Source organism: Pseudomonas sp. GW821-FHT12A04, assembly GCF_058807755.1.
In genome coordinates, this window is sequence record NZ_JBXAQZ010000001.1 from 46,813 (window position 1) to 70,009 (window position 23,197).

Annotated in this window: 20 protein-coding genes; 8 read left to right on the top strand and 12 right to left on the bottom strand. The window is 61.5% G+C overall.

Annotated features, from left to right (window positions below; genetic code table 11):
- Positions 1 to 168 precede the first annotated feature (168 nt).
- Positions 169 to 1,446 carry an acetyl-CoA C-acetyltransferase gene (locus AC1RS8_RS00180; RefSeq protein WP_057712141.1) on the bottom strand — a complete coding sequence of 426 codons (1,278 nt, stop codon included), beginning with the start codon at positions 1,444 to 1,446 and terminating at the stop codon, positions 169 to 171.
- A gap of 223 nt (positions 1,447 to 1,669) precedes the next feature.
- On the opposite strand from AC1RS8_RS00180, the gene AC1RS8_RS00185 reads away from it, so the two are divergent.
- Together AC1RS8_RS00185 and AC1RS8_RS00190 are read left to right on the top strand one after the other, a co-directional pair.
- Positions 1,670 to 3,022 (top strand): 3-oxoacyl-ACP reductase, encoded by a 1,353-nt coding sequence (locus tag AC1RS8_RS00185; RefSeq protein ID WP_489339688.1) that lies wholly within the window; start codon positions 1,670 to 1,672, stop codon positions 3,020 to 3,022.
- 2 nt (positions 3,023 to 3,024) lie between these two features.
- Positions 3,025 to 3,879 carry a MaoC family dehydratase gene (locus AC1RS8_RS00190; protein WP_489339687.1) on the top strand — a complete coding sequence of 285 codons (855 nt, stop codon included), beginning with the start codon at positions 3,025 to 3,027 and terminating at the stop codon, positions 3,877 to 3,879.
- 59 nt (positions 3,880 to 3,938) lie between these two features.
- On the opposite strand, the gene AC1RS8_RS00195 is transcribed toward AC1RS8_RS00190, so the two are convergent.
- Positions 3,939 to 4,295 carry a DUF6124 family protein gene (locus tag AC1RS8_RS00195; RefSeq protein ID WP_057712144.1) on the bottom strand — a complete coding sequence of 119 codons (357 nt, stop codon included), beginning with the start codon at positions 4,293 to 4,295 and terminating at the stop codon, positions 3,939 to 3,941.
- A gap of 562 nt (positions 4,296 to 4,857) precedes the next feature.
- Between AC1RS8_RS00195 and AC1RS8_RS00200 the strand changes: the two genes are divergently transcribed.
- Positions 4,858 to 5,013, top strand: a complete 156-nt coding sequence (locus tag AC1RS8_RS00200) for a hypothetical protein (protein ID WP_198530222.1) — start codon at positions 4,858 to 4,860, stop codon at positions 5,011 to 5,013.
- A complete protein-coding gene (locus AC1RS8_RS00205; RefSeq protein ID WP_489339686.1) occupies positions 5,010 to 7,778 on the top strand; it encodes an ATP-binding protein in 2,769 nt (922 codons plus the stop codon). Before AC1RS8_RS00200 ends, AC1RS8_RS00205 begins: the two co-directional genes overlap by 4 nt.
- Before the next feature lie 107 nt (positions 7,779 to 7,885).
- Here the strand turns inward: AC1RS8_RS00205 and AC1RS8_RS00210 are convergent, their stop codons facing one another.
- From AC1RS8_RS00210 to AC1RS8_RS00225, 4 genes are read right to left on the bottom strand one after another with little or no spacing between them, the layout of a single operon-like run.
- The gene (locus AC1RS8_RS00210) at positions 7,886 to 8,449 is read right to left on the bottom strand and encodes a DUF4136 domain-containing protein (RefSeq protein ID WP_057712146.1); all 564 of its coding nucleotides are present in this window, start codon (positions 8,447 to 8,449) and stop codon (positions 7,886 to 7,888) included.
- Between the two features lie 55 nt (positions 8,450 to 8,504).
- Positions 8,505 to 9,113 (bottom strand): DUF4136 domain-containing protein, encoded by a 609-nt coding sequence (locus tag AC1RS8_RS00215; protein WP_057712147.1) that lies wholly within the window; start codon positions 9,111 to 9,113, stop codon positions 8,505 to 8,507.
- 12 nt (positions 9,114 to 9,125) lie between these two features.
- Positions 9,126 to 9,875, bottom strand: a complete 750-nt coding sequence (locus AC1RS8_RS00220) for a methyltransferase domain-containing protein (protein ID WP_008053922.1) — start codon at positions 9,873 to 9,875, stop codon at positions 9,126 to 9,128.
- Positions 9,875 to 10,177 carry a MazG-like family protein gene (locus AC1RS8_RS00225; protein WP_057712149.1) on the bottom strand — a complete coding sequence of 101 codons (303 nt, stop codon included), beginning with the start codon at positions 10,175 to 10,177 and terminating at the stop codon, positions 9,875 to 9,877. Before AC1RS8_RS00225 ends, AC1RS8_RS00220 begins: the two co-directional genes overlap by 1 nt.
- Before the next feature lie 155 nt (positions 10,178 to 10,332).
- Between AC1RS8_RS00225 and AC1RS8_RS00230 the strand changes: the two genes are divergently transcribed.
- A complete protein-coding gene (locus tag AC1RS8_RS00230; protein WP_057712150.1) occupies positions 10,333 to 10,626 on the top strand; it encodes a hypothetical protein in 294 nt (97 codons plus the stop codon).
- Between the two features lie 187 nt (positions 10,627 to 10,813).
- Complete coding sequence (locus tag AC1RS8_RS00235; protein WP_154910389.1) at positions 10,814 to 12,163, top strand: MATE family efflux transporter; 1,350 nt, start codon at positions 10,814 to 10,816, stop codon at positions 12,161 to 12,163.
- A 31-nt stretch (positions 12,164 to 12,194) separates the two neighbouring features.
- On the opposite strand, the gene AC1RS8_RS00240 is transcribed toward AC1RS8_RS00235, so the two are convergent.
- The 6 genes from AC1RS8_RS00240 to AC1RS8_RS00265 all read right to left on the bottom strand — a co-directional run bounded on the left by AC1RS8_RS00240 (position 12,195) and on the right by AC1RS8_RS00265 (position 18,979).
- Positions 12,195 to 12,995 carry a DUF4123 domain-containing protein gene (locus tag AC1RS8_RS00240; protein WP_489339685.1) on the bottom strand — a complete coding sequence of 267 codons (801 nt, stop codon included), beginning with the start codon at positions 12,993 to 12,995 and terminating at the stop codon, positions 12,195 to 12,197.
- Positions 12,992 to 14,311 carry a type VI secretion system Vgr family protein gene (locus AC1RS8_RS00245; protein WP_489339684.1) on the bottom strand — a complete coding sequence of 440 codons (1,320 nt, stop codon included), beginning with the start codon at positions 14,309 to 14,311 and terminating at the stop codon, positions 12,992 to 12,994. Before AC1RS8_RS00245 ends, AC1RS8_RS00240 begins: the two co-directional genes overlap by 4 nt.
- Before the next feature lie 232 nt (positions 14,312 to 14,543).
- Positions 14,544 to 16,457, bottom strand: a complete 1,914-nt coding sequence (gene speA, locus AC1RS8_RS00250) for an arginine decarboxylase (RefSeq protein ID WP_057712154.1) — start codon at positions 16,455 to 16,457, stop codon at positions 14,544 to 14,546.
- A gap of 219 nt (positions 16,458 to 16,676) precedes the next feature.
- On the bottom strand, positions 16,677 to 17,048 hold the full coding sequence (locus tag AC1RS8_RS00255; RefSeq protein ID WP_057712155.1) for a translation initiation factor Sui1: 372 nt from the start codon (positions 17,046 to 17,048) through the stop codon (positions 16,677 to 16,679).
- A 302-nt stretch (positions 17,049 to 17,350) separates the two neighbouring features.
- Positions 17,351 to 17,908: an NUDIX hydrolase gene (locus AC1RS8_RS00260; protein WP_057712156.1), complete on the bottom strand. Its 558-nt coding sequence runs from the start codon at positions 17,906 to 17,908 to the stop codon at positions 17,351 to 17,353.
- Between the two features lie 3 nt (positions 17,909 to 17,911).
- Entirely contained in the window at positions 17,912 to 18,979 is a 1,068-nt protein-coding gene (locus tag AC1RS8_RS00265) for a DUF2333 family protein (protein ID WP_090452925.1), read from the bottom strand.
- A 486-nt stretch (positions 18,980 to 19,465) separates the two neighbouring features.
- Here AC1RS8_RS00265 and gcbA point away from each other — a divergent pair, with 486 nt between their 5' ends.
- Entirely contained in the window at positions 19,466 to 21,136 is a 1,671-nt protein-coding gene (gene gcbA, locus AC1RS8_RS00270) for a diguanylate cyclase GcbA (RefSeq protein WP_057712158.1), read from the top strand.
- 955 nt (positions 21,137 to 22,091) lie between these two features.
- The gene (locus tag AC1RS8_RS00275) at positions 22,092 to 23,135 is read left to right on the top strand and encodes a methyl-accepting chemotaxis protein (RefSeq protein ID WP_407515164.1); all 1,044 of its coding nucleotides are present in this window, start codon (positions 22,092 to 22,094) and stop codon (positions 23,133 to 23,135) included.
- Positions 23,136 to 23,197: the final 62 nt, after the last annotated feature.

Genomic DNA, 23,197 nt, shown 5'->3' on the forward strand with positions numbered 1-23,197 from the left:
ATCGCGAGCAAGCTCGCTCCCACAAGGTTTCAGTGTCGCTCACATAATCTGAGCCAGGCACAAAACCTGTGGGAGCGAGCTTGCTCGCGATGGCGGTAGATCAGTCAACATGGATGTTGAAGCTGATGACCCCATCGCGAGCAGGCTCGCTCCTACAGTTGCGACTGTTCAACGTTCGATAATGGCGGTCACGCCCTGCCCGCCCGCCGCGCAAATCGAAATCAGCCCCCGCCCCTTGCCCGCCGCATCCAGCAACTTCGCCAGGTTGGCGACGATGCGCCCGCCCGTGGCGGCAAACGGATGCCCCGCCGCCAGTGAGCTGCCCTTGACGTTGAGCTTGCTGCGGTCGATCGAGCCCAGCGCCGTATCGAGCCCGAGACGGGTTTTGCAGTACTCCGGATCTTCCCAGGCCTTCAAGGTGCACAGCACTTGCGCGGCGAAGGCTTCGTGGATTTCGTAGTAGTCGAAGTCCTGCAAGGTCAGGCCATTGCGCGCGAGCAAACGCGGAACGGCGTAGACCGGCGCCATCAACAACCCTTCGGCACCGTTGACGAAATCCACCGCCGCCGCCTCACCGTCACGCCAGTAGGCCAGTATCGGTAACCCGCGTGCCTTGGCCCATTCCTCGCTGCCCAGCAGCACCAGTGACGCGCCATCGGTCAGTGGCGTGGAGTTGCCGGCGGTCAGGGTGCCCTTGGCGCTTTTCTCATAGGCCGGCTTGAGCGCGGCGAGCTTTTCCAGCGTGGAGTCCGGGCGCAGGTTGTTGTCGCGGGTCAGGCCCAGGAACGGTGTCATCAGGTCGTTGTGCCAGCCCTCGGCGTAGGACGCCGCCAGTTTCTGATGGCTCTCAAGCGCCAATTGATCCTGTGCCTGGCGAGGGATGTTCCAGGTCTGGGCCATCAGCTCGCAATGCTGGCCCATGGACAACCCGGTACGCGGCTCGCCGTTGCGCGGGAATTCGGGGATCAGATGTTTGGGACGCAATTGCAGGAAGGTTTTCAGTTTGTCGCCGGTAGTTTTCGCGCGGTTGGCTTGCAGGAGGATTTTGCGCAGGCCCTCGCTGACACTGATCGGCGCATCCGAGGTGGTGTCCACGCCACCGGCGATGCCGCAATCGATCTGGCCCAGGGCAATCTTGTTCGCCACCAGCAGTGCCGCTTCCAGCCCGGTGCCGCACGCCTGCTGGATGTCATAGGCCGCAGTGGCGGGCGACAGTCGCGAACCCAGTACGCACTCGCGCGTGAGGTTCATGTCTCGCGACAACTTGAGCACCGCCCCGGCGACCACTTCACCAATGCGCTGGCCGTGCAGGTTGTAACGTTCGATCAGGCCTTCGAGGGCGGCGGTGAGCATCACCTGGTTACTGGCCGTGGCATAGGGGCCGTTGGAGCGGGCGAAGGGAATCCGGTTACCGCCGATGATCGCGACGCGGTGCAGTTGGGTCATGAAGAGCTCCTGACAAAAGACCTGATGTAAACACTAACCCCTGTGGGAGCGAGCCTGCTCGCGAAGAGGTCAGCACATGCAACATCGATGTTGGCTGATACACCGCCATCGCGAGCAAGCTCGCTCCTACAATGTAACCAAGCGTAGGCCTTATCTCGTGGATCGAACGACTGATCGCCATTCATGGTCCACACTTTGATCCCCAGCTTTCGGAGCGTGTTCCATGTCTGACCGCTATATCGACTTCGCCAATTCGTCCATCGGCCATCGCCTGGTCGGCGCCCTGGGGTTGCCGACACCGACCAGACTGGAGCGCTGGCAAGCGGGCCGGTTGCGACCTGTAGAAGGCGCCCTGCTGATTGGAGGCGGGCCGTTGGCCGAACACGTCAGCGCTTTCGCCAACCGTCTGACCGACGCGATCTACAGCTACGGTGCCGAGCCTTCGATGGCCACGGCCTGGATTCCCGGCCATGGACCGAAACTCAAGGCCGTGGTGTTCGACGCCAGTGACCTGCTGCACACCGATCAGCTCAAGCAACTTCGCGAGTTTTTCCAGCCGCTGATGAAAAACCTCGACCACTGTGCGCACCTGGTGATTCTCGGGCGCGATCCGCAAACCTTGCGCGACCCGTTCGCCGCCAGTGCCCAGCGTGCCCTGGAAGGTTTCAGCCGTTCACTGGCCAAGGAGTTACGCAGCGGTGGCACCCTGCAATTAATCTACGTCGGTGAAGGTGCCGAGGGGCAACTGGAAGGCCCGCTGCGGTTTTTCCTCTCACCGAAAAGCGCCTTCGTGTCCGGGCAGGTCATTCGCTTGAGTCCGTGTTTGACGCCCGTCACCGACTGGACACGCCCGCTCGCCGGACGCAAGGCACTGGTCACCGGTGCGGCGCGCGGTATCGGTGCCGCCATTGCAGAAACCCTGGCCCGCGATGGTGCCGACGTCATCCTGCTCGACGTACCGCCGGCCAAAACCGATCTCGAAGCCCTCGCCGCACGCCTCGGCGGGCGCACCATCACCCTCGACATCTGCGCCGAAGACGCCGCCGCGCAGTTGATTGAACAACTGCCCGACGGTCTCGACATCGTGGTGCACAACGCCGGCATCACCCGGGATAAAACCCTGGCCAACATGACCCCGGAATACTGGGACGCGGTGCTGGCGGTCAACCTCAATGCGCCGCAAGTGCTGACCAAAGCCCTGCTCGACAGCGGCGCCCTGCACGACAACGGCCGGGTGATCCTGCTGGCGTCCATCAGCGGCATCGCCGGCAATCGCGGGCAAACCAATTACGCGGCGAGCAAGGCCGGGTTGATCGGATTGGCGCAAGCCTGGGCGCCGCTACTCCACGAGCGCAGCATCAGCATCAACGCCGTGGCACCGGGCTTCATCGAAACGCAGATGACCGCGCACATTCCCTTCGGCCTGCGCGAAGCCGGACGCCGCATGAGTTCGCTTGGCCAGGGCGGCCTACCGCAGGACGTCGCCGAGGCCGTGGCCTGGCTCGCGCAACCGGGCACCGGCGCGTTTACCGGACAAGCGTTGCGCGTATGCGGGCAAAGCGTTCTGGGGGCTTAAGGATGATCACCGACTGGCACACACTCAACCACGAACCCGGCCTGCCGGGATTGTACGCACGAGCGGCGACACGGCGAAAAATCACGGGCACCACCCTACCCGATTCGGGTTTGCGTTGCTGGGTCGAAGTCGATCCCAAGCGCCTGGCGGCTTATCGCAAGGTCTGTGGTTTCGCCGACAACGGCCTGCTGCCACCGACCTACCCGCACATCCTCGGGTTTGCCTTGCAGATGCAACTGCTCACGACCAGGGACTTCCCGTTCCCGCTACTGGGCCTGATTCATCTGAGCAATCGCGTTCGTGTACTGCGTCCCATGGGTGGAGTGAATCGGGTGCGCGTCAGCGTACATGTGCAGAACCTGCAACCCCACGCCAAAGGCGCGACGTTCGATCTGCTGACCACCCTCGACGATCAGTTGGGGCCGTTGTGGGAAGCAGAAAGCCGGATGCTCTGTCGCGGCGTCAAACTCGAGGGTGAACCGCTCGAAGAGAGCCTGGTATCCAGCCTGGCCCTGAGCGAAGTCGAGCACTGGAAAGCGCCTTCGGACATCGGCCGGCAATACGCCAAGGTGTCCGGCGACTACAACCCCATCCACCTCAGCGCGGCCAGCGCCCGACTCTTCGGCTTCCCGACCGCCATCGCCCATGGCTTGTGGAACAAGGCGCGCACGCTGGCTGCGCTGGCCGGGCATCTGCCTGTAGCGAATGTCGAGATCGCGGTGCAGTTCAAGAAACCGGTACGGTTGCCCAGTGAGGTGACGTTACTGGCCAGTGCGCCAGGGCCGAGCGGGGATTTTCAGTTGGTGGGTGTCGGGGAGCTGGAGCATATGGTCGGGCATTGGTGGCCGGTTGCCTGATAAAGCTGATACCTCGACGTGGCGAGGGCGCTGGCTCCCTCGCCACAAAAGCTCCGAGGTTAGTTTTGCGGATCGAGATTATCCAACGCCCGGTTCACCGCCAGCTCACCCAGCATGATCACCTGCGCAATCCCCAGCAGGGTGTTGCGCTGCGAGCCCTCCAGAAAACCTGCGAAATCACTCGCCATCACACTCGCCGACGCCAGCGACTCACAGGCGTGGGCCAGCAGGGTCTCGGTATCGATGTCCGGGGCGATGACGAACAGAGTGCTGGGTTTGTGAACGGCAGGTGGCTTGGGCGGATTGAGGTAGTGATCGAGGGCGCGGTCGGCGGCTTCGTGGAATTTATTTGAGTGAGGGGATTGGTAGGGGGAAACGTCGTCGGTTTCGGGGGGATTTGGGGTGGGTTTGAACATGGTGAAGCTCCATTCTTGGATTTGGAGTTCGCCATCACTGCGACCAAGCAGAAGGGTGGCGAACCGTACGCAGGTTGGTCGACCAGGGAATGGAAACCCGGCAGGGCCTAAGCCCTCCCACGCACAGCTCGCCATTAAGCAAGCACAAAAATGCCGCTCACGCGGCACTGTGCGCCATTCTAAACCCGGGCGACCAAACCCGATCACTGATTTTGCAGCGACAGACAAAGGCTAGAGATCGCACTTCCGACGGACAACCTGAAAAACGTGTCGGAGGTTTCCTCGGGACTTGAGGAAAACTACACAGGAATGTGTTGGCTGAAAGGGCGTCATCGCGAGCAAGCTCGCTCCCACAGTGGATTGGGTACACCTGCAAGATTTCGGTCGGCTGGCAGGCCGCCATCGCGAGCAAGCTCGCTCCCACAGCCAAAAGTGACCCGCTAAGAGCGGAACCATAAGTGGCCGTTGCCGAAGAAATGGATATGTACACAACCCAAACCTCCGTTTTGGCGGAATGATTCTATGCTGACATTACTCAGTGATGGTCAAGGTAGACGCACTCATGAAAGCCAGCCTCCCCCACAAACAAAAAAGTGCCGCCGCGAATGAGTTCGCCCTGGGATTGCTGACCGCCGCCATTCATCTGAACCTGCCGGGCATCGGACAGGTACCGAACCTGCCGGCGACCCTCACGACCAGTGCGAGCCTGCAATTTTGAGTGCCGGGGACAAACTCTTCGGGCGCCTGCTCCATCGCCATCCGCCGCCCCCGCCGGAGCCGCAAGAGGCACCGCGGGTGCACAGTTTCGGATTGCAGATGCAGCTCAATGCCGAGGGGCGTGTCGTTCAACTGAGCGGTCCGCTGCGGCACTTGCTGGCCCAGCACCCCCCCAGCGAGCAGGCACCGCATCTGTTCGACTTCCTGTTGCCCCACAGCAGCCTCGTCATCGAAGGCTCGCCGGCGGACTGGCAGGGGCAAACCCTGGACCTGGACTTCTACAGCCTCAACGGCCCCCCGCTGCATTTGCGCGGCTGGGTGCAGCCCTTGGCCGATACCTGGTTGTTGCAGATGCTGGACATCGGCGACCTGCTGCTTGAGCGCCTGCAATCGCGCAACCGCGAACAATGCCAGGTGCTGGCGCAGCAAATCGCCGAACAGTTGCGCCTGTGCAGCCTGACCCGCCTGCCCGAGGTGCTGACCGAGCAACTGCAAAGCCTGGCCCAGCGTTTTCAGATCCCCTGCATTGCCCTCGCCTTGCTCGATGAGCAGGAACATGGTTGGCAGATTCAACAGCACTACGCGGCCCCGGATGCACCGCAACTGTGGCAAAACGGTCAACGCCTGGGCACGGGGCTGGACAGTTTGAGCGGCTCGGCTCCGCAGCACCTGACCCCGCGCGAACACCCGCGCCTGCAAGGTACGTTCGGCAATACCGATGGCTTCGCCGTGCCCTATCATGATGCGCAAGGGGTGGTCGCCTGGTTGCTGTGCGGTTTCTTCACGGCGCAAAAACGCGCCCCCGATGTCACGGAACGCGACTGGCTACAAATCACCGCCGCGCTCGCCAGTCCCTTGCTCGGGCGCCTGCGCGAGCACCGTCATCACCTGCAACTGGAACGACTGGAATCGCTGCAAGCCTTGCTGGGAACAGGCTGGTGGGAAGTTTTCAGCGACAGCGACGAGGTTCAGTTGGCACCTTCGCTGGCGACAACCCTGAACCTTGGAATGTCGCGTTTATCCATGCAGGACTGGCTCGATCAGGTGTATCCCGCCGACCGCGAAGAGCTGCGCATCTGCCTGCAAGACTTGCAGGAGACTGGCACTCCCCTGCTGCTGTGCGTGCGCCTGTATCGCCCCTACGGTGCGCCCGCACCCGCCTGGTATCGCCTGCAAGGCCAGGCGCTGGGCGCGGGAAAAAACCGTCGTCTGGTGGGGTTCATGCTCGACATCAGCGACATCAAGAACCAGGAACAGAGCGCCATCGCCGCCCATGCACGTCTGGACAATCTGATCGCCAGCTCTCCGGCGGTGATTTACGTACAGCGCTATGTCGACGGTACGTTGCACCCGGTGTTTTTCAGCGACAGCCTGTTGCCACTGCTCGGCTGGACCCTCGCCGACTGCGCACCCGGGGCGCTGGGGGAGCGGGTGCATCCCGACGACCGACTGCAGTATTTCGAGCGCACGCGGCTGTTGCTGCGTGAAGGCTCGGTGCGTGCCCGCTATCGGTTGCGTGACAGTCACGGCGACTATCACTGGCTGCTGGATGAAGCGAAGTTGTTGCGCAACGACCTCGGCCTGCCGGTGGAAGCCGTGGGCCTGTGGCTGGACATCACCGAAGCGACCCTGGCCACCGAACAGGTCAGGCAGAGTGAAGAACGCTACCGGATGTTGGTGGAAGACTCGCCGGCGATGATCTGCCGCTACCAGCCGGACTTGACCCTGACCTTCGGCAACCGCCCGCTGGCCACCTGTCTGGAGTTGGCGCCCGAACAATTGCCGGGGGTGAATCTGGGCGACTGGATGTCCGGGGAACAGCGCACTGCATTCATCCAGCGGCTGAACCGACTGAGCCCCGAGTTTCCGGTCAGCACCGCCGAGATCAACCTGCAACTGCCCGGCTGCGAACACGCCTGGTGGGTCTGGTCCGATCGTGGGGTGTTCGATGAACAGGGCCGGTTGCTCGAGGTCCAGGCCGTGGGGCGCGACAACACCGAGGTGCGGCGCGCGCAGCAGCAGCTCACACAAAGCGCGAAAATGGCCACCCTCGGAGAAATGGCCACCGGCCTGGCCCATGAGATCAACCAGCCGCTGAACGTGATGCGCATGGCTATCGTCAACGTACTCAAGCGCCTGAACAACGGCGACGTACAGGTCGATTACCTGATCGACAAGCTCACGCGCATCGACACGCAAGTGCAGCGTGCCGCGCGGGTGGTGGACCACATGCGGGTGTTCGGCCGCCGCTCGGAAACCGAGCAGCAACCGTTCAACCCGGTCCAGGCCATCGAAGGCACGCTGTCACTGTTGTCCGAGGACCTGCGCGACAAAGGCGTCGACCTGCGCATCAGCGAGACCGGTTTTGAGGTGCAGGTGCGCGGCTATGTCGATCAGCTTGAACAGGTACTGATCAACCTGATGGTCAACGCTCGGGACGCGTTGCTCGGCAAGCGCGAAACTCTGCCCGGGTTCAAGCCGTGGATTTCGCTGTACACCGAACGGGATACACACTCGGTACGCCTGTGGGTCGAGGACAACGGCGGCGGTATCGACCCGCGTTTGCTGGAGCGGATCTTCGAGCCGTTCTTCACCACCAAACCGGTGGGCTTCGGCACCGGTCTGGGGCTTTCGGTGAGCTATGACATTGTCGAGAACATGGGCGGCAAGCTGAGCGTCAGGAACTCCACCGAGGGTGCGCGTTTCTGCATAGAACTGCCGATTGTGCTGCCGGATCAGATCACCAGGGATGGGCGTCCCGAGTGACAACGGAGGTTGGCACCCACCTCGACTTTGTTCAGGTCGATCCACAGACTCGTCAGTGCCAAGCATAAAACCCCTGTAGGGCACAGGGGTTGAGAGACTGGCTGACTCTAGGATGCGTGCGGTGGGTAGTTGGCCAATATCCGCGTGACTGTTTCCCAGATGGCATCGCGACGATCCGTCGGGTTCGGCGTGCGGCTGAGTATCTGTTCGTCACTGCCACGCCACACCAGTTTGCCGTCCTTGCCATCGAGCAGGTCGATCTGGATGGTCGCCACTTTGTAGCTGACGTTGCGGGTTTCGTTATACATAGGGGCGCCGTAGTAGCCATACCACGGGTTACCCCAGCCGCCACCGTAATTGGTGGTCACCTGTTGTTGCCGCTCTTCGACAATCAGGTAGGTCTGCACATTCAAATCGCCCTTGGCGCCTGCGGCGGCCGGGCGCAGACCGCGCTGATCCAGTTGATCGGCAACCGCCTGACGGATGCGCTGCTCGGTCAGGTCGCTCTTGATCCGTGGATCGTCGGGACGGTATTGCAGGGCGGGTTCTTTCCAGGTCCAGCTGCGATAGGCAGCAAAGTCGCGGCTGGCGTCGAAGTCATGATTGACCTGGTTGGCGGCGCAGGCACTGAGCAGCGCGGCCACTGCCAGTAAAACAAAACGGCGGAACATGATGAGTCTCCGGTTGAAGGCATGATCCTGCGGAATGCTTCTTATCTACAAGAAGCTAACTAGGAGGATACGCCGACATTGCCTTTTTCACAGCCTCCCGTATGGCATCGGCCCGCTCGCTTTCGCTGCCCCGGTTGCCGGTTTCAGCGCTGGAGCTCCACACCGGCTGGCCGCTCCTGGCGTCAAACATATCCACCTGAACCACCACGACTTGCTCCTGATAGGTACGAACGACAGGTACGGTGGCGTACCCGCCATATCCAGGGCCGTAGCCGTTGTAGCCACCATAACCGCCGCCGTAATAGTCGTCCTGTACCTGGCGCAAACGGGTTTCCAGGCGCAGGTCGGCGCTGACAAACAGGTCGGCCGGGCGATTGTCGTGCAACGGGCGCAAGCCGCGTTGATCCAGTGCATTGCTGACCGCTTCGGCGATCTGTGCCGAGTCGGCCCAGGCGGTGCCCGGTGGCAGATGCCCGTCGAGCCAGGCCCAACTGCGGTAGCGCCCATAGTCACGGGGGGCTGCCGGGTAAGCGCTGCGGTCAAAGGTGTTGGCGGCCTGGGGCGGCGCCGGTGGCAATGGGTTGGACGTGGCGACATAGGGGTTGCTGCCCTGACAGGCCGCCAGCCCCAGGCAGAACACCAGTACACCTGAATGACTTTTCATTGCGTGCTCCGATCAGACAGGCCGACAGATCCAGTGCAAGTAACGTCCAAGCCCGGCAAAGCTCGGATGACGACGGTGGGCCAGTTCCATTTCCAGCAGGTCCGCCAGCTCGGCGCGGGCCTGGAATTCCACCGGCATGTAATCGTGGAAAACCCGCACGCCACTCATGGTTTCGACCTGCCACAGACCTTCAAGTTGCGCCGCCAGCTCACGCGGATCAAGGGGCTGTTGCGGGGTCAGGCTCTGCTTTTCGCCGGCCATGTCGTTCTTGCGCATCTTGCGGAAATGCCCCTTGAGCAAGTTGCGATATATCAGCGCGTCACGGTTGTAGAACGCCAGGGACAGCCAGCCGTCAGCCTTGGTCAGCTGATGCAGCACCGGCAGGATGGCGTGAGGTTCGGCCAGCCATTCCAGCACGGCGTGGCACAACACCAGGTCGTAGGGTTCGGTGAGTTGCCCGAGCAGCTCCTGCCAGGGTGCCTGAATGAACGTGGCGCTCTGCCCTGCTTCGGCAAAACGCTGGCGGGCGCCTTCGAGCATCGGCTCGGCAGGCTCGGCGAGGGTCACCTGATGGCCGCGCTGTGCCAGCCACAACGACATGTGGCCAAGGCCAGCGCCGATGTCCAGCACGCGCAGCGGCCGGTCTGGCAAGATTTCGGCCAGATCGGCCTGCAACACCGCCAGACGGATCGCTCCTTTGGCACCGCCGTAGATTTTTTCGGCGAAACGGGTCGCCAGTTGATCGAAATGACGGTCGCTCATCAGTTGAACCTCCGTTCGCTGTCCGCCAGTTTGTTGCGCACCACGGCGTCCATGTCCAGGCCCAGTTCGCTGCACAGCAGCAATAGATAAAGCACGATGTCACCGACTTCCTGCCCGGCGTGGGCGAGTTTGTCCGCCGGCAACTGGCGTGACTGGTCTTCGGTCAGCCACTGGAAAATTTCCACCAGCTCGGACATTTCCACGCTCGCGGCCATGGCCAGGTTTTTCGGGCTGTGAAATTGCCGCCAGTCATTGCGGTCACGGATGGCGTGCAGGCGTTCGGTCAGTTCAACAAGGTTCATCGGGCTCTCCTGAAGACGTATAGCTTCGGGGGGATCACAGGTGAAGGCAAGGGCAGAAGATGCATGTTCTCTGTGCAACCCTCTATGCTTGTGGGAACTCGGCAGCCTGATCGACAGCCCAAGACTCAATTCTCTTTAAACAGGACGTTCACTTCATGCAGGTAGAAGGTTTTTCCGAATGGCTCGGCCAGGTACTCGGCTCGATCATCCGCTTCATCGTTGATGGCCTCAGTGGTCTGTTCAATCTGTTGAGCAACGCCAGCAGCAATTTCATCGAAGGCCTGTCCCAGGCGCTGGGCATGGATACCTCGGTCATCAGCATCGTGACCTTGATCCTCGGCCTGATCCTGCTGTGGTCAGCGATCCGCGCCTTTCTCAATGCGTCGTTCATCATGGGTTTCATCTGGTTGGTGCTGGGGCTGTGGTTGCTCAGCTGGATCATCCACTGACCCCACCGAACACCTGTGGGAGCGAGCTTGCTCGCGATGGCGTCGGCACATCAAAAATTGATTCAACTGAAAGAGCGCTATCGCGAGCAAGCTCGCTCCCACATTGGATCTCTGGTGTTTTATGAATTGAGCTCACTTAGCTAATCCGTTTTCACCGCTACAATGCCCGCTCCTCCAAGGAGCCTGCATGTCCAACCTGACCGCCGACTGGCGCGACCGCCCTACCCATCGCCGGGTCTGGGCACTCGCCGCGCCGATGATTCTCTCGAACATTTCCGTACCGCTGGTGGCATTGGTCGACAGCACCGTCATCGGTCACCTGCCCCACGCCCATCAACTCGGTGCCGTCGCGGTCGGGGCCAGTCTGTACACCTTCCTTGCCTGGGCCATGGGCTTTCTGCGCATGGGCTCCACCGGGTTCGCCGCCCAGGCAGCGGGGCGTGGGGATGGTGCCGCCTTGCGGCAGATTCTGTTGCAGGGCCTGCTGCTCGCCATCGGCCTGGCCGTGGTCCTGGGTGCGGTGGGCGTGCCTTTGAGCGGGGTCGCGTTGCATTTCATGCAACCGTCGGCTGAGCTCGATCAGCTGACCCGCGAGTTCTTCCATACCCGCCTGTTCGGCCTGCCGGCGGCGCTCGCCAGTTATGCACTGGTCGGCTGGTTCCTCGGCACCCAGAATGCCCGGGCACCCCTGGCGATTTTGCTGAGCACCAACCTGGTCAACATTGCCCTGAACCTGTGGTTCGTCCTCGGCCTGGAATGGGGTGTGGTCGGTGCTGCCCGGGCCTCGGTGATTGCCGAATGGACCGGCGCACTGATCGGCTTGCTGATGACCCGCAAAGCCCTGCGCGCCTACCCCGGGCATATCGTCTGGGCGGCATTGGCGCTGTGGCAGAGTTGGCGGCCATTGCTGGCGGTCAACCGCGATATCTTCATCCGCAGCCTGGCACTGCAATCGGTGTTCTTCCTGATCACGGTGCAAGGCGCACGGCTGGGCGACGCCACGGTCGCGGCCAACGCTCTTTTGCTCAATGGCCTGCTGCTGACCGCCCACGCCCTCGATGGCCTGGCCCACGCTGTCGAAGCCCTGTGCGGACATGCTCTTGGCGCCCGTAACCGCGATGCCCTGCGCCGTTCATTGGTGGTGGCCGGTGGCTGGTCGTTGCTCGCAAGCCTGGGCTTTGCCGCGCTGTTTCTGTTCGCCGGGCATCTGTTCATCGAGATGCAGACCGACATTCAAAGTGTGCGCGACACCGCGTTCATCTACCTGCCCTACCTCGCCGTACTGCCGCTGATTGCCGTCTGGAGTTACCTGCTCGACGGCCTGTTCATCGGCGCCACCCGCGCCCGGGAGATGCGCAACGGCATGCTGTTGACCGTGGCGCTGGTGCTGCCTTTCGGCTGGGCACTGCAAGGCGGGGGCAACCATGGCCTGTGGATAACCTTTCTGTTGTTCATGCTGCTGCGCAGCCTGACCCTCGGCATGATCGCCTGGCGCCTGCGCCGTAACGATGGCTGGTTCGCCGGCGGTATTCACTGATCGGGCGTGGCCCCGACAATCAATTTCGACCTCATGGCCAGGGTGGATCGTTCTGCCACAGGTTTCGCTGGTGATCGAGGCGTTCCTGTTGAGTTCCGCCCGGCAACGGCTGCACGGGCGCCGCGTCGGGATACTGCAGGCGTAGCCATATCCAGCCATCGAGCACCGGGCGCTCGCTGAACCCCAGCGCGATCCCCTCCTGCACATGAGCCCACAGGCGGGGAAAATCGACACCGGTGGATCGGTTCCAGCGCCAGGCATGCTGCTCGAGCAGGCAGGTTTGCAATTTTCCCTGCTGCCCAACGCTGAGGCTTTCCTCGACTGCCAACGGGCTGACCGACAACCCCGGGCTGGACAAGCGCTGCCAGCCCTCACACCCCATCGCGCGGTCGGCCCAACTACCGCCGAACCAGCGTAACTGGTGGATAGGTCCTAGCCAGCGACTCAGTTCAACCGCATCGCAGGCATCGAAAAAATAACTCGCCGTGGTTGGGTTGTAGTAACTCAGAAGGGCCCGGTGCAGGCCAAGCGTGACCGTGAGCATGCGCCGCAAATGCGCCAGCAACGACGAAGCGCCCGCCTCGCTGACCACCAGCAGTCCGGGCCAGCGTTTTCCGTCGACGATGCATAAATCGGCCAGTGCCGGGCAGGTGCGCAGATCGACCAGGACCGGCCCCTGTTCATGTAGCGCATGCCACTCTGTGCCTTCGAACAACCCGAACCATCGGGCCTGGGCAAACATTTGCCGAAGTGTGACACCCGCCTGCGGCGTGCCCGGCACATCCAGCAACAGCCACTGCGGGGGTGCCTCGGGCGTACGTGTGGCAATCATGCTCCAGAGCTCTGGCCAAGCTGCGTCGCCAGACGACAGGTGCACAAAGCCTGTGCGCAATGGTTGAAGCTGCCGCCACCGGGTAGCAGGCACAACATCAGCAATGGCTCCCCCGAGCGCAACCATTGCTCCAGGCCCTCATCATGGGTGCAGCCGGGCTGGGGGGTGTCGGCGTCCGTCACCTCGACCGTTGCCGGCGCATGCAGCACCCCGGTTATCTGCGGTTGATCGGGATCGCCCTCGACAAAACCCACGACCACCTCGGTCCCTTCCCGTATCGGCGTGAACGTCGAACCCTGCAACTGCCTGGCCAGGGGCAGCCAGCAATGACTGGGCGTCGCCCCTTCGCCCTGATAAAGCCAGTCGAATTGCACCGGTACCGGCCTTTGCGGGTCAGGGCTTGGCTCATCGACCTCGACGACCCACGCCCGTTGCGGGCCATGCATCCTTGGTTCGATCGTCACACAGGGCGGTTTGATGGGTGCCGGCCAGTGCAGGACACGGGCCTGGTTGTGGTAAGGCGTCGTCGTATCCTGGCTGCCCCAATGCTCAACGCGGGTCAGCAGCCAGAGCCGATTGCAATCGGCAACCGGATGACCGGACAGTGGCATCAGTCGACCGCTACGCAAGGTCGCCAGGTCCGTCCGGCATTCGGCGCACTGCACAGCTGTCCCACCGCTACGCCGACGTTCGAACTGCCGCACCGCCGGTCGATCGCCCTCGCTGCGCAATACCACAGGTTCGCCGGTTGGAAAATGCTGCCGGTCATCACCAAACACCACACAGTGCCCGCGGGACTGGTGTTCGAAGTGGTAGTGAAGCCCCTCCTGGGCGCACAGTCGCTGGAGAAATTGCAGGTCTGACTCTCGATATTGTGTGCAAAAATCCCGGGGCGGGTATTGGCCACTTAGCTCCAGACGTCGATCCTTGCCGGTAATGCCGTGCTCCTTGAGGACCTGGTCGAGGATTTGCGGCACTGAACGGGCACTGAAGATTCGCTGGCTGAAGCGCTGGGCCAGGCAAGCCAGTTTTGGCCCCAGACGCACCTGGCAGAGTCGGGGTCCGCTGGCGTGGTCACGCTGGACGAGCTCATGCAATTGTCCATGCACGTAGCTTCCGGCTGGTCCGAAATGCAACGAGGCAGGGCGATACAGCAAACTGGCAAGGTCAAGCACCGGGTCTTCGATCAGCAGTTCCAGGTCGAACACGAACGGCTCGCTGATGGCTTCTCTGCCGGTAAAGACCAGGACCTCTAAGGAATCGGGCAGACCTGCTACATCCAGACGAAATGACGGTTCGCTGACTGGATTGAACATCGGCGTTTCTCTACAGGAGGGGCGGCCGGGGATTCTCGCTGAGAGACATGGCCGAGTAGAGTGCCGAAATACAAATTAGGAAATAACCTACGCGAAAAGAAGACCAAATGCGTTGGGTCGTCGAAGATGCTGGAAATTTCGCCTGGAACAGGAGAATTGCCGCACCAGGTCATCTGAAATTTCCGCAGCGAACGGTAAATTTTCAGACGACCTGATGAGCGTGACGCTTACCTCAGGAAGACAGGTAAGACGAACGGGTCAGCCCCAGACGCAAGGCATCGAGGAACTGCGTGCGCTCGGTTGCGCTGATGCGGGCACTGGCGCACTTGTCGCGGTAGTGGGTCATCAGTTCTTCCGGCGACAAGTGCACGTAACGCAGCATGTCTTCGATGGTGTCGTGGGTTTCGATACCGGCGTGGTACACGCTGCCATCGGCGTTCTGGTAGATGTTCACCGAATCGGTATCGCCGAACAGGTTGTGCATGTCGCCAAGAATTTCCTGGTAGGCACCGACCAGGAACACACCCAGCAAGTAGTCCTCACCTTCTTTCAACGCGTGCACCGGCAAGCTGGTCTCGATGCTCTGCTCGTCGACGTACTGGTTGATCTTGCCGTCGGAGTCACAGGTCAGGTCTTGCAGTACCGCACGACGCAGCGGCTCTTCATCGAGACGGTGCAGCGGGATGATCGGCAGGACCTGGTCGATGGCCCAGGTGTCCGGCAGGCTCTGGAACACCGAGAAGTTGCAGATGTACTTGTCGGCCAGCTTGTCGTTGAGTTCGTCCAGCACCTGACGGTGGGAACGCTGGCGTGCCTTCAACGAGTTGTGCAGGCGACGGCACACGGCGAAGTAGCACTGCTCGGCCAGGGCTTTCTCGGCCAGGGTCAGCTTGCCATCGGCGTACTGGGAGGCAACATCACTCATGTAGTGCGTGGCGCGCCAGTAGGTTTCGGTGACCATTTCGATGTCGGTCGGACCCAGCAGGTCCACCAGCCACTGCACGGTTTCCGGCAGCGCTTCCTTGTTCTCGATCTGCGGCACGTCGTCGTTGTGTTTCTCGACGTCGGTCACCTGAATCACCAGCATCGCGTGGTGCGCGGTCAGGGAACGGCCGCTTTCGGAGAAGATGTTCGGGTGCGGCAGGCTCTGCGCATCGCAGAATTCCTTGAGCATCCCGACCACGACACCAGCGTAGTCGTCCATGTCGTAGTTGATCGAACTGGCATTACGCGAGTGCGTGCCGTCGTAGTCCACGCCCAGGCCACCGCCGACGTCGATGTGATCCACCGGAAGGCCGAGGTTGCGCAGTTCGCCGTAGTAACGGATCGCCTCCTTGAAACCGTGCTGGTAGTCCGCCAGGTTGGCGATCTGCGAGCCCATGTGGAAGTGCAGCAGGCGAATGCCCTGGTCCAGGCCCGCCGCGCGGAAACGCTCGACCACCGACAGCAGTTGCGCCGCCGACAGGCCGAACTTGGATTTTTCACCGCCGGTGTCCGCCCACTTGCTCGAGGCCAGGGACGACAGGCGCACGCGCAGGCCGACCTGAGGCTTGACCTTGAGCGAAGCCGCTTCTTCGATCACCAGGCCGACTTCGGATTCTTTCTCGATCACGATGAACACGTTGTGGCCGAGCTTCTGGCCCATCAGTGCCAGGCGAATGAACTCGCGGTCCTTGTAGCCGTTGCAGACGATGGTGCCGCCCTTCGGCGCCAGTGCCAGCACCGCCAGCAGTTCAGGCTTGGAGCCAGCTTCCAGGCCGATGGAAACGTTCTGGGTGGCGATGATGTTTTCGATCACCGCTTCCTGCTGGTTCACCTTGATCGGGTACAGCGCGGTGTACTTGCTCTGGTATTCCAGACGTTCGATGTTGGCGTCGAATGCGCCGGTCAGCTGACGCACGCGGTCTTGCAGGATGTCCGGGAAACGGACCAGCAATGGCAAGGACAGGCCGCTTTTGCGCAGCTGGTCGACTTGCTCGTACAGGTCGATAGGCGAGCTGCTTGGACCGTTCGGACGAACTTCGACGCGACCGGCGTCATTGATCGCGAAATACCCGGCCCCCCAATGGCGAATCCCGTAAACACTGCGGCTGTCCGCAACTGTCCATTGGCTGCCATCGTCTTTGCGTGTGCGTCGTACGGACATCGAAGTCCCCTATAAAGAAGTCATAGTGCGTCGCCTGGGTTCAGGCCGGCGCAGTCTAAAGAATGAAAATGACGGTTCGTCAACGAGGCAATAGACCCCGCCGACCGCAGTGAGTTTAGATACCGGTCATGAACAGGCTCTGTGAAAACCATGTAGACGATGCCGGACCTGAATGTCATCAGGACCGGATCAAGCCGAGGGTGGTTTTCACAGAGGCTGCTAGCCGCCGGACTTCTTCGCTTTGAAACCGAGCTTGATCAGTTCTGCCAAGAGTAGCTCGACATGATCGCCCTGGATTTCGATGACACCGTCTTTCAGCGCCCCACCGGTACCACAACGTTTCTTCAACGTCGTGGCCAGGTCCTTGAGCGCGTCTTCAGCCAACGGCACGCCGGTGATGGTGGTCACCGTCTTGCCGCCACGGCCCTTGCTTTCGCGACGCACGCGAGCGATGCCGTCGCCGGCCGGGATAACGGTCTGTCTGCAGATGCAGGCGTCCACCGGTTTACTGCATTCCGGGCAATGACGACCTGCGTCGGTGGAAAATACCAGGCCGCCCAAGGCGGCGAAGGATGCGGCTTTTTTGGCCACCGGCAATCCTCTTCGGAGGACAAAGACTGGTCGCAGCACTTGGGAAGGCTATCGACCGCGAAGCCCCACTCAGGCAGGGGCAGCGCTACTGAAACGGTACGACATTCATTTCACTGTAGGAGCGAGCTCGCTCGCGATGGACTCAAAAGCGACGCGTTCATTCTGGATGCCCGCGTTATCGTTGACGTCCATCGCGAGCGAGCTCGCTCCTACAGCAACAACCAGCAATACCGGTTCAGTTTAAAAAGGTCGCGCAGTGTAACGGCAAAAACGCCGATTGCTAAGAGCCAATCGGCGCCAATTTATAGCTGTTTTGCGACGTCGATCCGGCGTGAGCGCAAATAGCGCTTCAACGCGGCCAGAGAGTCCGGGCAATAAGGCTTTTGCTCGATTTCCAGCATGACCTGATCGATAGGGATAAAGCGCGCTTCGAGCACCTCTTCCGGTTGCAGGATCAACGGGCCGTCCCACACCGCCGAGAACGCCGAACACCACAGGCGATTGCCGGTGTCCTCAAAGTAAAAGTGGTCATGGGCGGTCAGTTCCACGCCACTCACGCCCAGTTCTTCCTCCAGTTCCCTTGCCGCCGACTCGGCATAAGTTTCACTGGCGAGCACCATGCCCCCCGCCGCCACGTCCCAGAAACCGGGATAGATTGCCTTGCTCAGGGTGCGGCGATGCACGCACAGCTCGCCAGCGGAGTTGAACAACATAATGTAGGTGCCGCGCCCGATCAGCCCGCGCTCGCGCAAATCGGAACGGACCAGGGCGCCGAGCAGGTTGTCCTGCTCGTCAACCCAGGCGATCTGTTCGGCATCGGAAGCCGCACGGTGCGCGGCCTCCCTGGCATTATCGACCATGACTCAGCCCTGATTGAGCAGTTGACGCAAATCGATCACCGCCGCGTTGGCCCGGGAAATGTAGTTGGCCATGACCAGCGAGTGGTTGGCCAGTACGCCGAAGCCACTGCCGTTGAGGATCATCGGGCTCCACACCGGCTCCTGCGACGCTTCCAGTTCACGAATGATCTGGCGCACGCTGACCGTGGCGTTCTTCTTGGCCAGCACATCGGCGAAGTCGACTTCAATGGCGCGCAGCAAATGCGAGAGAGCCCAGGCCTGGCCGCGAGCTTCGTAGAACACGTTGTCGATCTGCAGCCATGGGGTTTCGACGATTTCCTCATCGACTTGCGGCGCCACACCCGGCGTCACCACCTCGGTCTTCAGCGCAGTGTTGAGCTTGACCCGGCCCACACTGGCCGACAGTCGTTGCGACAGCGAACCCAGACGGGTGCCGACGTCACCCAGCCAGTTGTTCAGGTTGTCGGCGCGGGCATAGAACAACGCGCTCTTCTGGTTAGGATCGGACAGTCGCGCCTGATAGCGGCTCAGGGAATTGATGCCCTCCAGGTACTCGGACTCACTGGATGGCAGCACCCAGCTCTTGTTGTCGAAGTTGAAGCGCGGCTCGGCCTTGGCCAGGTCGGCGTCTTCGGCGGACTGCGACTGCGAACGGGCGAAGTCTTTACGCAGTGCCCTGCTCAGGTCGCGGACCTGCACCAGCACGCCATATTCCCAGCTCGGCATGTTGTCCATCCACAGGCCTGGCGGGAATCGGTCGTTGGAAATATAGCCGCCCTGCTTGGTCAGCAAGGTGCCGGCAACGGTCTTGAGGGTTTCCACCGTGGTGTAGCCAACGACCATCTGCTTGCCTTCTTTTTCGGCCGCCAGTTGAGCGGTTTGCTGGACCGGGAACAGCGCCGGCTCCTGGCTCCAGTACCAGCCCAGGACACTCGCCACCAACAGGTAGATGCCCAGCAGAGTGGCCAGCGCCCGGCTGAACAACAGACCACCCAGATAACTGCGGGTCTCCGACTTCGGTTCAGCGGCACGTTCAGGCGCACTGTCTGTGCGGTTCTTCCAGTCCAGCATGGCGATATCCTTTCAAGCTCTTGAGTTCAACGGTTCGACCACAACCATACAACAACGTGCCTTGGCCCGGCACCCGCCATCGCACCGATGCGGAAAATTACCGAGCTTGCGGATCAAAAGAACGTCTGCGCATCCGACGACGCGGCGACCCTCAAAATCCCCCCTAATGGTTTGGATTGCCACCCTAAGGGAATCCCCGACCCTCTAATACCCGAAAAAACGGGCCGATCAGCACTGGCAAAAAAATCATGAATGGCCGGCGTTCCGTCACTCGCCCATTTCCACCCCGCCCCCGCCAAGTGCCCTGATTCAGGTACTTCGCCCCTTAAAACCGCGACTTGAAAGGCTAGAACAAGACCGGCCAGTCACAAACTGAATAAAGACACATTGCAGATTATTGACGTACAGCACTCATGTAATGGAAAAGTGGTGCTAGCATAGAGCCACCACTCGACCTCAGTGTGCACCCTAACTAGTAGTCAGGATATGACCGAGCCAGAAGATCCCAGCCGCGAGCGCCTCAAGCACCACTTTGCCCAGCGGGTAATTCATCAGGCTCGTCAGATTCTTGAGATATGGCAGCGCCTGCAACGCAGTGAGTGGTCCACCGCCGACCTTTCGGAACTGAGCGAGGCCAATCTGCGCCTGCTGCGTTTCGCCGAGCGTTTCGAACAACCGGAACACTCGCAACTGGCACGCCACATCGGTCAGTCACTGGAAGCGGTCGACGCCAATCGCGGACGCCTGAGCAGTGGCCTGATCACCGATCTCAACCGCTTGATGCAGCGCCTGTCACGCACTGGCCTGCGCCATGGCGACCAACTCGATCAAACCTTCCTGCCGCCGCTGCGCAAGCCCATCTACGTGATGTTGCAGGATCACGACCGCGCCGAGCGCCTGGCCAAACAACTGGAATTCTTCGGCCTCAGCGCCCAGTCCCTGGACAGCGTAGACGCGTTTCGCTCATCGATGGTCGAGCGCATGCCGGCGGCGATTGTCATGGACGTGGACTTCAGTGGCACCGGTGTCGGCCTGAAACTGGCCGCCGAAGCCCAGGAAGGCCTCGATCATCAGCTGCCGCTGCTGTTCTTCAGCCTGCACGAAACCGACACTCCGACCCGCCTGGCCGCCGTGCGTGCCGGCGGCCAGGAATTCCTTACCGGCACCCTCGAAGCGTCGAGCCTGCTGGAGAAGATCGAAGTCCTGACCTGCGTTGCCCAGTACGAGCCTTATAAAGTGCTGATCATCGACGACTCCCGCGCCCAGGCCTTGCACACCGAGCGTCTGCTCAACAGCGCCGGGATCGTCACCCGCACGCTCATCGAGCCGATCCAGGCCATGGCCGAACTGGCGGACTTCCAGCCGGACCTGATCATCCTCGACATGTACATGCCGGCCTGCACCGGTACGGAACTGGCCAAGGTGATCCGCCATAACGACCGTTACGTCAGCGTGCCGATCATTTACCTGTCGGCCGAAGACGACCTGGACAAGCAGCTCGACGCCATGAGCGAGGGCGGCGACGACTTCCTGACCAAACCGATCAAGCCCCGGCACCTGATCACCACCGTGCGCAACCGCGCGGCCCGGGCACGCAACCTCAAGGCACGGATGGTCCGCGACAGTCTCACCGGGTTGTACAACCACACGCATATCCTGCAATTGCTCGAAGACTGCTCGTTCCGCGCCCGCCGCGAAAGCAAGCCACTGAGCTTTGCCATGCTCGACATTGACCACTTCAAACGGGTCAATGACAGCCACGGCCACCCCATGGGCGACCGGGTGATCAAGAGCCTGGCGCTGTTTCTCAAGCAACGCCTGCGCAAAACCGATTTCATCGGCCGCTACGGTGGCGAAGAGTTCGCCATCGTCATGCCGGATACCGATATCGAAGCGGCCTACAACGTGCTCGATGAAATCCGTCAGCGCTTTGCCGAGATTCACTATCCCGCGCAACCCGAGGATCTGTGGTGCACCTTCAGTGCCGGAGTGGTTGAGCTTTGCGAAAGCTCCGACAGCTTGATGATGGCCAACCAGGCGGACGAAGCGCTGTATCGCGCCAAACACGGCGGACGCAATCGCGTACAGGGCGCACGCACATCAAAGCAAAGTGCCACTTTTTTATCGGAATCGACCGATACGGTCATAACCCTGTAACAGAAACGCAATAACTTCAGGCACTTACCATTTCTGCCGTTGGTAGTCCGTAATGCGCCTGAAGCTGCTGACCAATCTCAATACCCTCCTTCTGGTGGCCGTGTGCGTGGCCCTCGGCGCTACGCTGTGGTGGTCGCAGAAAGCCCTGGAGCGCCCATATCTATTAATGGAGCGCTACCTGGGCCTGTCGCAGCAATTTCAGAATGACGTCGCCCGCAGCATTGAGGATTACCTGGGCAGCGGCGATGCGCTGCGCCTGAGCAGTGCCGCCCAAGGCATCGACAGCCTGCAAAAAGAACTCGGCGAATTGCCACCGGCCTTGGCCGAGGCGTTGCGCCCCAGCCTGTCGACCCTTGAAGAATTCAGCAAGACCGACCTGCTGGCCGCCGGCAAACTGGCAGGTGATCCGCAGGCCTTGCTGCTGCAGGCCGAGCGGGAACTGGGCGCCAGTCTCGATCAGCTCAGCCAGTACGCCAGTGGCAATGCGGCCTACCTCACGCCGCTGCTCACCGCATCGCAACACTTGGGAAAATTGTCCCTGACCCGGGACAAACTGGTCAGCAGCGGCCGTAGCGAATTGGCCGCCGATGTCGAACGCGAAGTGGCCAACATCCGTATCCAGGCAGAGAAACTCGACGCCCTGCCATTGCTGGGCGTGACCACCAGCAGCGAGTCGAACACCGATGATTTCGCCTCGATGATGGGCCTGGAGAACAAGGAAACAACCGTCGCCGAAGATGCCGGCGTCGGCCTCAAGCGCGAGCTCAACAGCCTGCTCATCCGCTATCCGGCCGAGCTCTCGCGCACTCGCGATCAAATCCGCAAACGCGCCGACCTCAGCGCGGCGACCCACCTGAAAATCGCCGACGTGCAACAGGCCATTGCAGGGATGGAACCGGTGGTGCGCGCCCAGCACGGGAAGATCCAGGGTGAAGTACGGCTGATGCAAGGCGTGATGATCGGCTTGATTCTGTTGATCGCATTGCTGATCGACACCCTGCAACGCAAACTCGCACGGACCCTGACCAACCTCGCCCCGGCCCTCTCGACTTGGGCCGAAGGCGACTTCAGCCGCGACATTCAACTGGGCAACACCAACCGCGAATTGCATGACATTGAAGCCTCCCTCAACCGCTTGCGCGCTTATCTGGTGGACCTGGTGGGGACCATTCGCCGCAACGCCGAACAAGTGGCCGGCAGCAGCCGCACCCTGGCCGACCTGAGCAACGACCTGCATGACGGTGCCGAGCATCAGGCTGGCGACACGGCACTGATTCGCGACTCCCTCAGCGAACTGGAAGCGACCATTCAGCAAGTTGCCGGCGACGCCAGCCAGGCCGCCGAAGCCAGCCGCCACGCCGGCCTGGCCGTGGAGCATGGACAGAAAGTCATCGGCCTGAGCCTCACCGGCCTGCATGCGCTGGTGGATGAAGTGCAAGGCAATGCACAAATGATCGAACACCTGGCCGAAGAGTCGGCCACCATCGGCGGCGTGTTGACGGTGATCCGCTCGATTGCCGACCAGACCAACCTGCTGGCCTTGAACGCCGCCATCGAGGCGGCCCGGGCCGGGGAAATGGGCCGAGGCTTTGCGGTGGTTGCCGAAGAGGTGCGCTCACTGGCGCAACGTACCGCCGGGGCCACCGCAGAAATCCAGACGCTGATCGCAGGGCTGCAAACCGCCGCGCGGCAATCGGTGGAGGGCATGCGAGCCCAGGTCGAACACGCCGAAGCCACGGCCAGCCAGGCCCAGGCCGCTGATGGCGCGCTGGATAAAATCGTCGGGGCGATCCAGACCATTTCCGACACGGCGGTACGCATCGCCGATGTCACCGCCCAGCAAAGCGGTGCTGTCAGCGAAATCCGTGACCACAGTGAGCGGATTCACCAGCTGGGCGGGGATAATTTGCTGCGCATTGGTGAAGGGCGTGAACAGGGAGAAAATCTTCTGGTGCTGGGTGGTCGATTGCATACAGCCGTTCAGGCCTTCCGCGTCTGATAGACCGCCATCGCGAGCAAGCTCGCTCCCACATTTGATTTGTGCACGACGCAAATCCCCTG

What these genes read in the sequence shown, in the direction of transcription:
- AC1RS8_RS00195 (WP_057712144.1), bottom strand. Translation starts at nt 4,295, where the DNA reads ATGTTCAAACCCACCCCAAATCCCCCCGAAACCGACGACGTTTCCCCC.
- AC1RS8_RS00275 (WP_407515164.1), top strand. Translation starts at nt 22,092, where the DNA reads ATGATCGGCTTGATTCTGTTGATCGCATTGCTGATCGACACCCTGCAA.
- AC1RS8_RS00200 (WP_198530222.1), top strand. Translation starts at nt 4,858, where the DNA reads ATGAAAGCCAGCCTCCCCCACAAACAAAAAAGTGCCGCCGCGAATGAG.
- AC1RS8_RS00230 (WP_057712150.1), top strand. Translation starts at nt 10,333, where the DNA reads ATGCAGGTAGAAGGTTTTTCCGAATGGCTCGGCCAGGTACTCGGCTCG.
- AC1RS8_RS00265 (WP_090452925.1), bottom strand. Translation starts at nt 18,979, where the DNA reads ATGCTGGACTGGAAGAACCGCACAGACAGTGCGCCTGAACGTGCCGCT.
- AC1RS8_RS00190 (WP_489339687.1), top strand. Translation starts at nt 3,025, where the DNA reads ATGATCACCGACTGGCACACACTCAACCACGAACCCGGCCTGCCGGGA.
- AC1RS8_RS00260 (WP_057712156.1), bottom strand. Translation starts at nt 17,908, where the DNA reads ATGGTCGATAATGCCAGGGAGGCCGCGCACCGTGCGGCTTCCGATGCC.
- AC1RS8_RS00180 (WP_057712141.1), bottom strand. Translation starts at nt 1,446, where the DNA reads ATGACCCAACTGCACCGCGTCGCGATCATCGGCGGTAACCGGATTCCC.
- AC1RS8_RS00215 (WP_057712147.1), bottom strand. Translation starts at nt 9,113, where the DNA reads ATGAAAAGTCATTCAGGTGTACTGGTGTTCTGCCTGGGGCTGGCGGCC.
- AC1RS8_RS00210 (WP_057712146.1), bottom strand. Translation starts at nt 8,449, where the DNA reads ATGTTCCGCCGTTTTGTTTTACTGGCAGTGGCCGCGCTGCTCAGTGCC.
- AC1RS8_RS00225 (WP_057712149.1), bottom strand. Translation starts at nt 10,177, where the DNA reads ATGAACCTTGTTGAACTGACCGAACGCCTGCACGCCATCCGTGACCGC.
- AC1RS8_RS00245 (WP_489339684.1), bottom strand. Translation starts at nt 14,311, where the DNA reads ATGTTCAATCCAGTCAGCGAACCGTCATTTCGTCTGGATGTAGCAGGT.
- speA (WP_057712154.1), bottom strand. Translation starts at nt 16,457, where the DNA reads ATGTCCGTACGACGCACACGCAAAGACGATGGCAGCCAATGGACAGTT.
- AC1RS8_RS00220 (WP_008053922.1), bottom strand. Translation starts at nt 9,875, where the DNA reads ATGAGCGACCGTCATTTCGATCAACTGGCGACCCGTTTCGCCGAAAAA.
- AC1RS8_RS00185 (WP_489339688.1), top strand. Translation starts at nt 1,670, where the DNA reads ATGTCTGACCGCTATATCGACTTCGCCAATTCGTCCATCGGCCATCGC.
- AC1RS8_RS00235 (WP_154910389.1), top strand. Translation starts at nt 10,814, where the DNA reads ATGTCCAACCTGACCGCCGACTGGCGCGACCGCCCTACCCATCGCCGG.
- gcbA (WP_057712158.1), top strand. Translation starts at nt 19,466, where the DNA reads ATGACCGAGCCAGAAGATCCCAGCCGCGAGCGCCTCAAGCACCACTTT.
- AC1RS8_RS00240 (WP_489339685.1), bottom strand. Translation starts at nt 12,995, where the DNA reads ATGATTGCCACACGTACGCCCGAGGCACCCCCGCAGTGGCTGTTGCTG.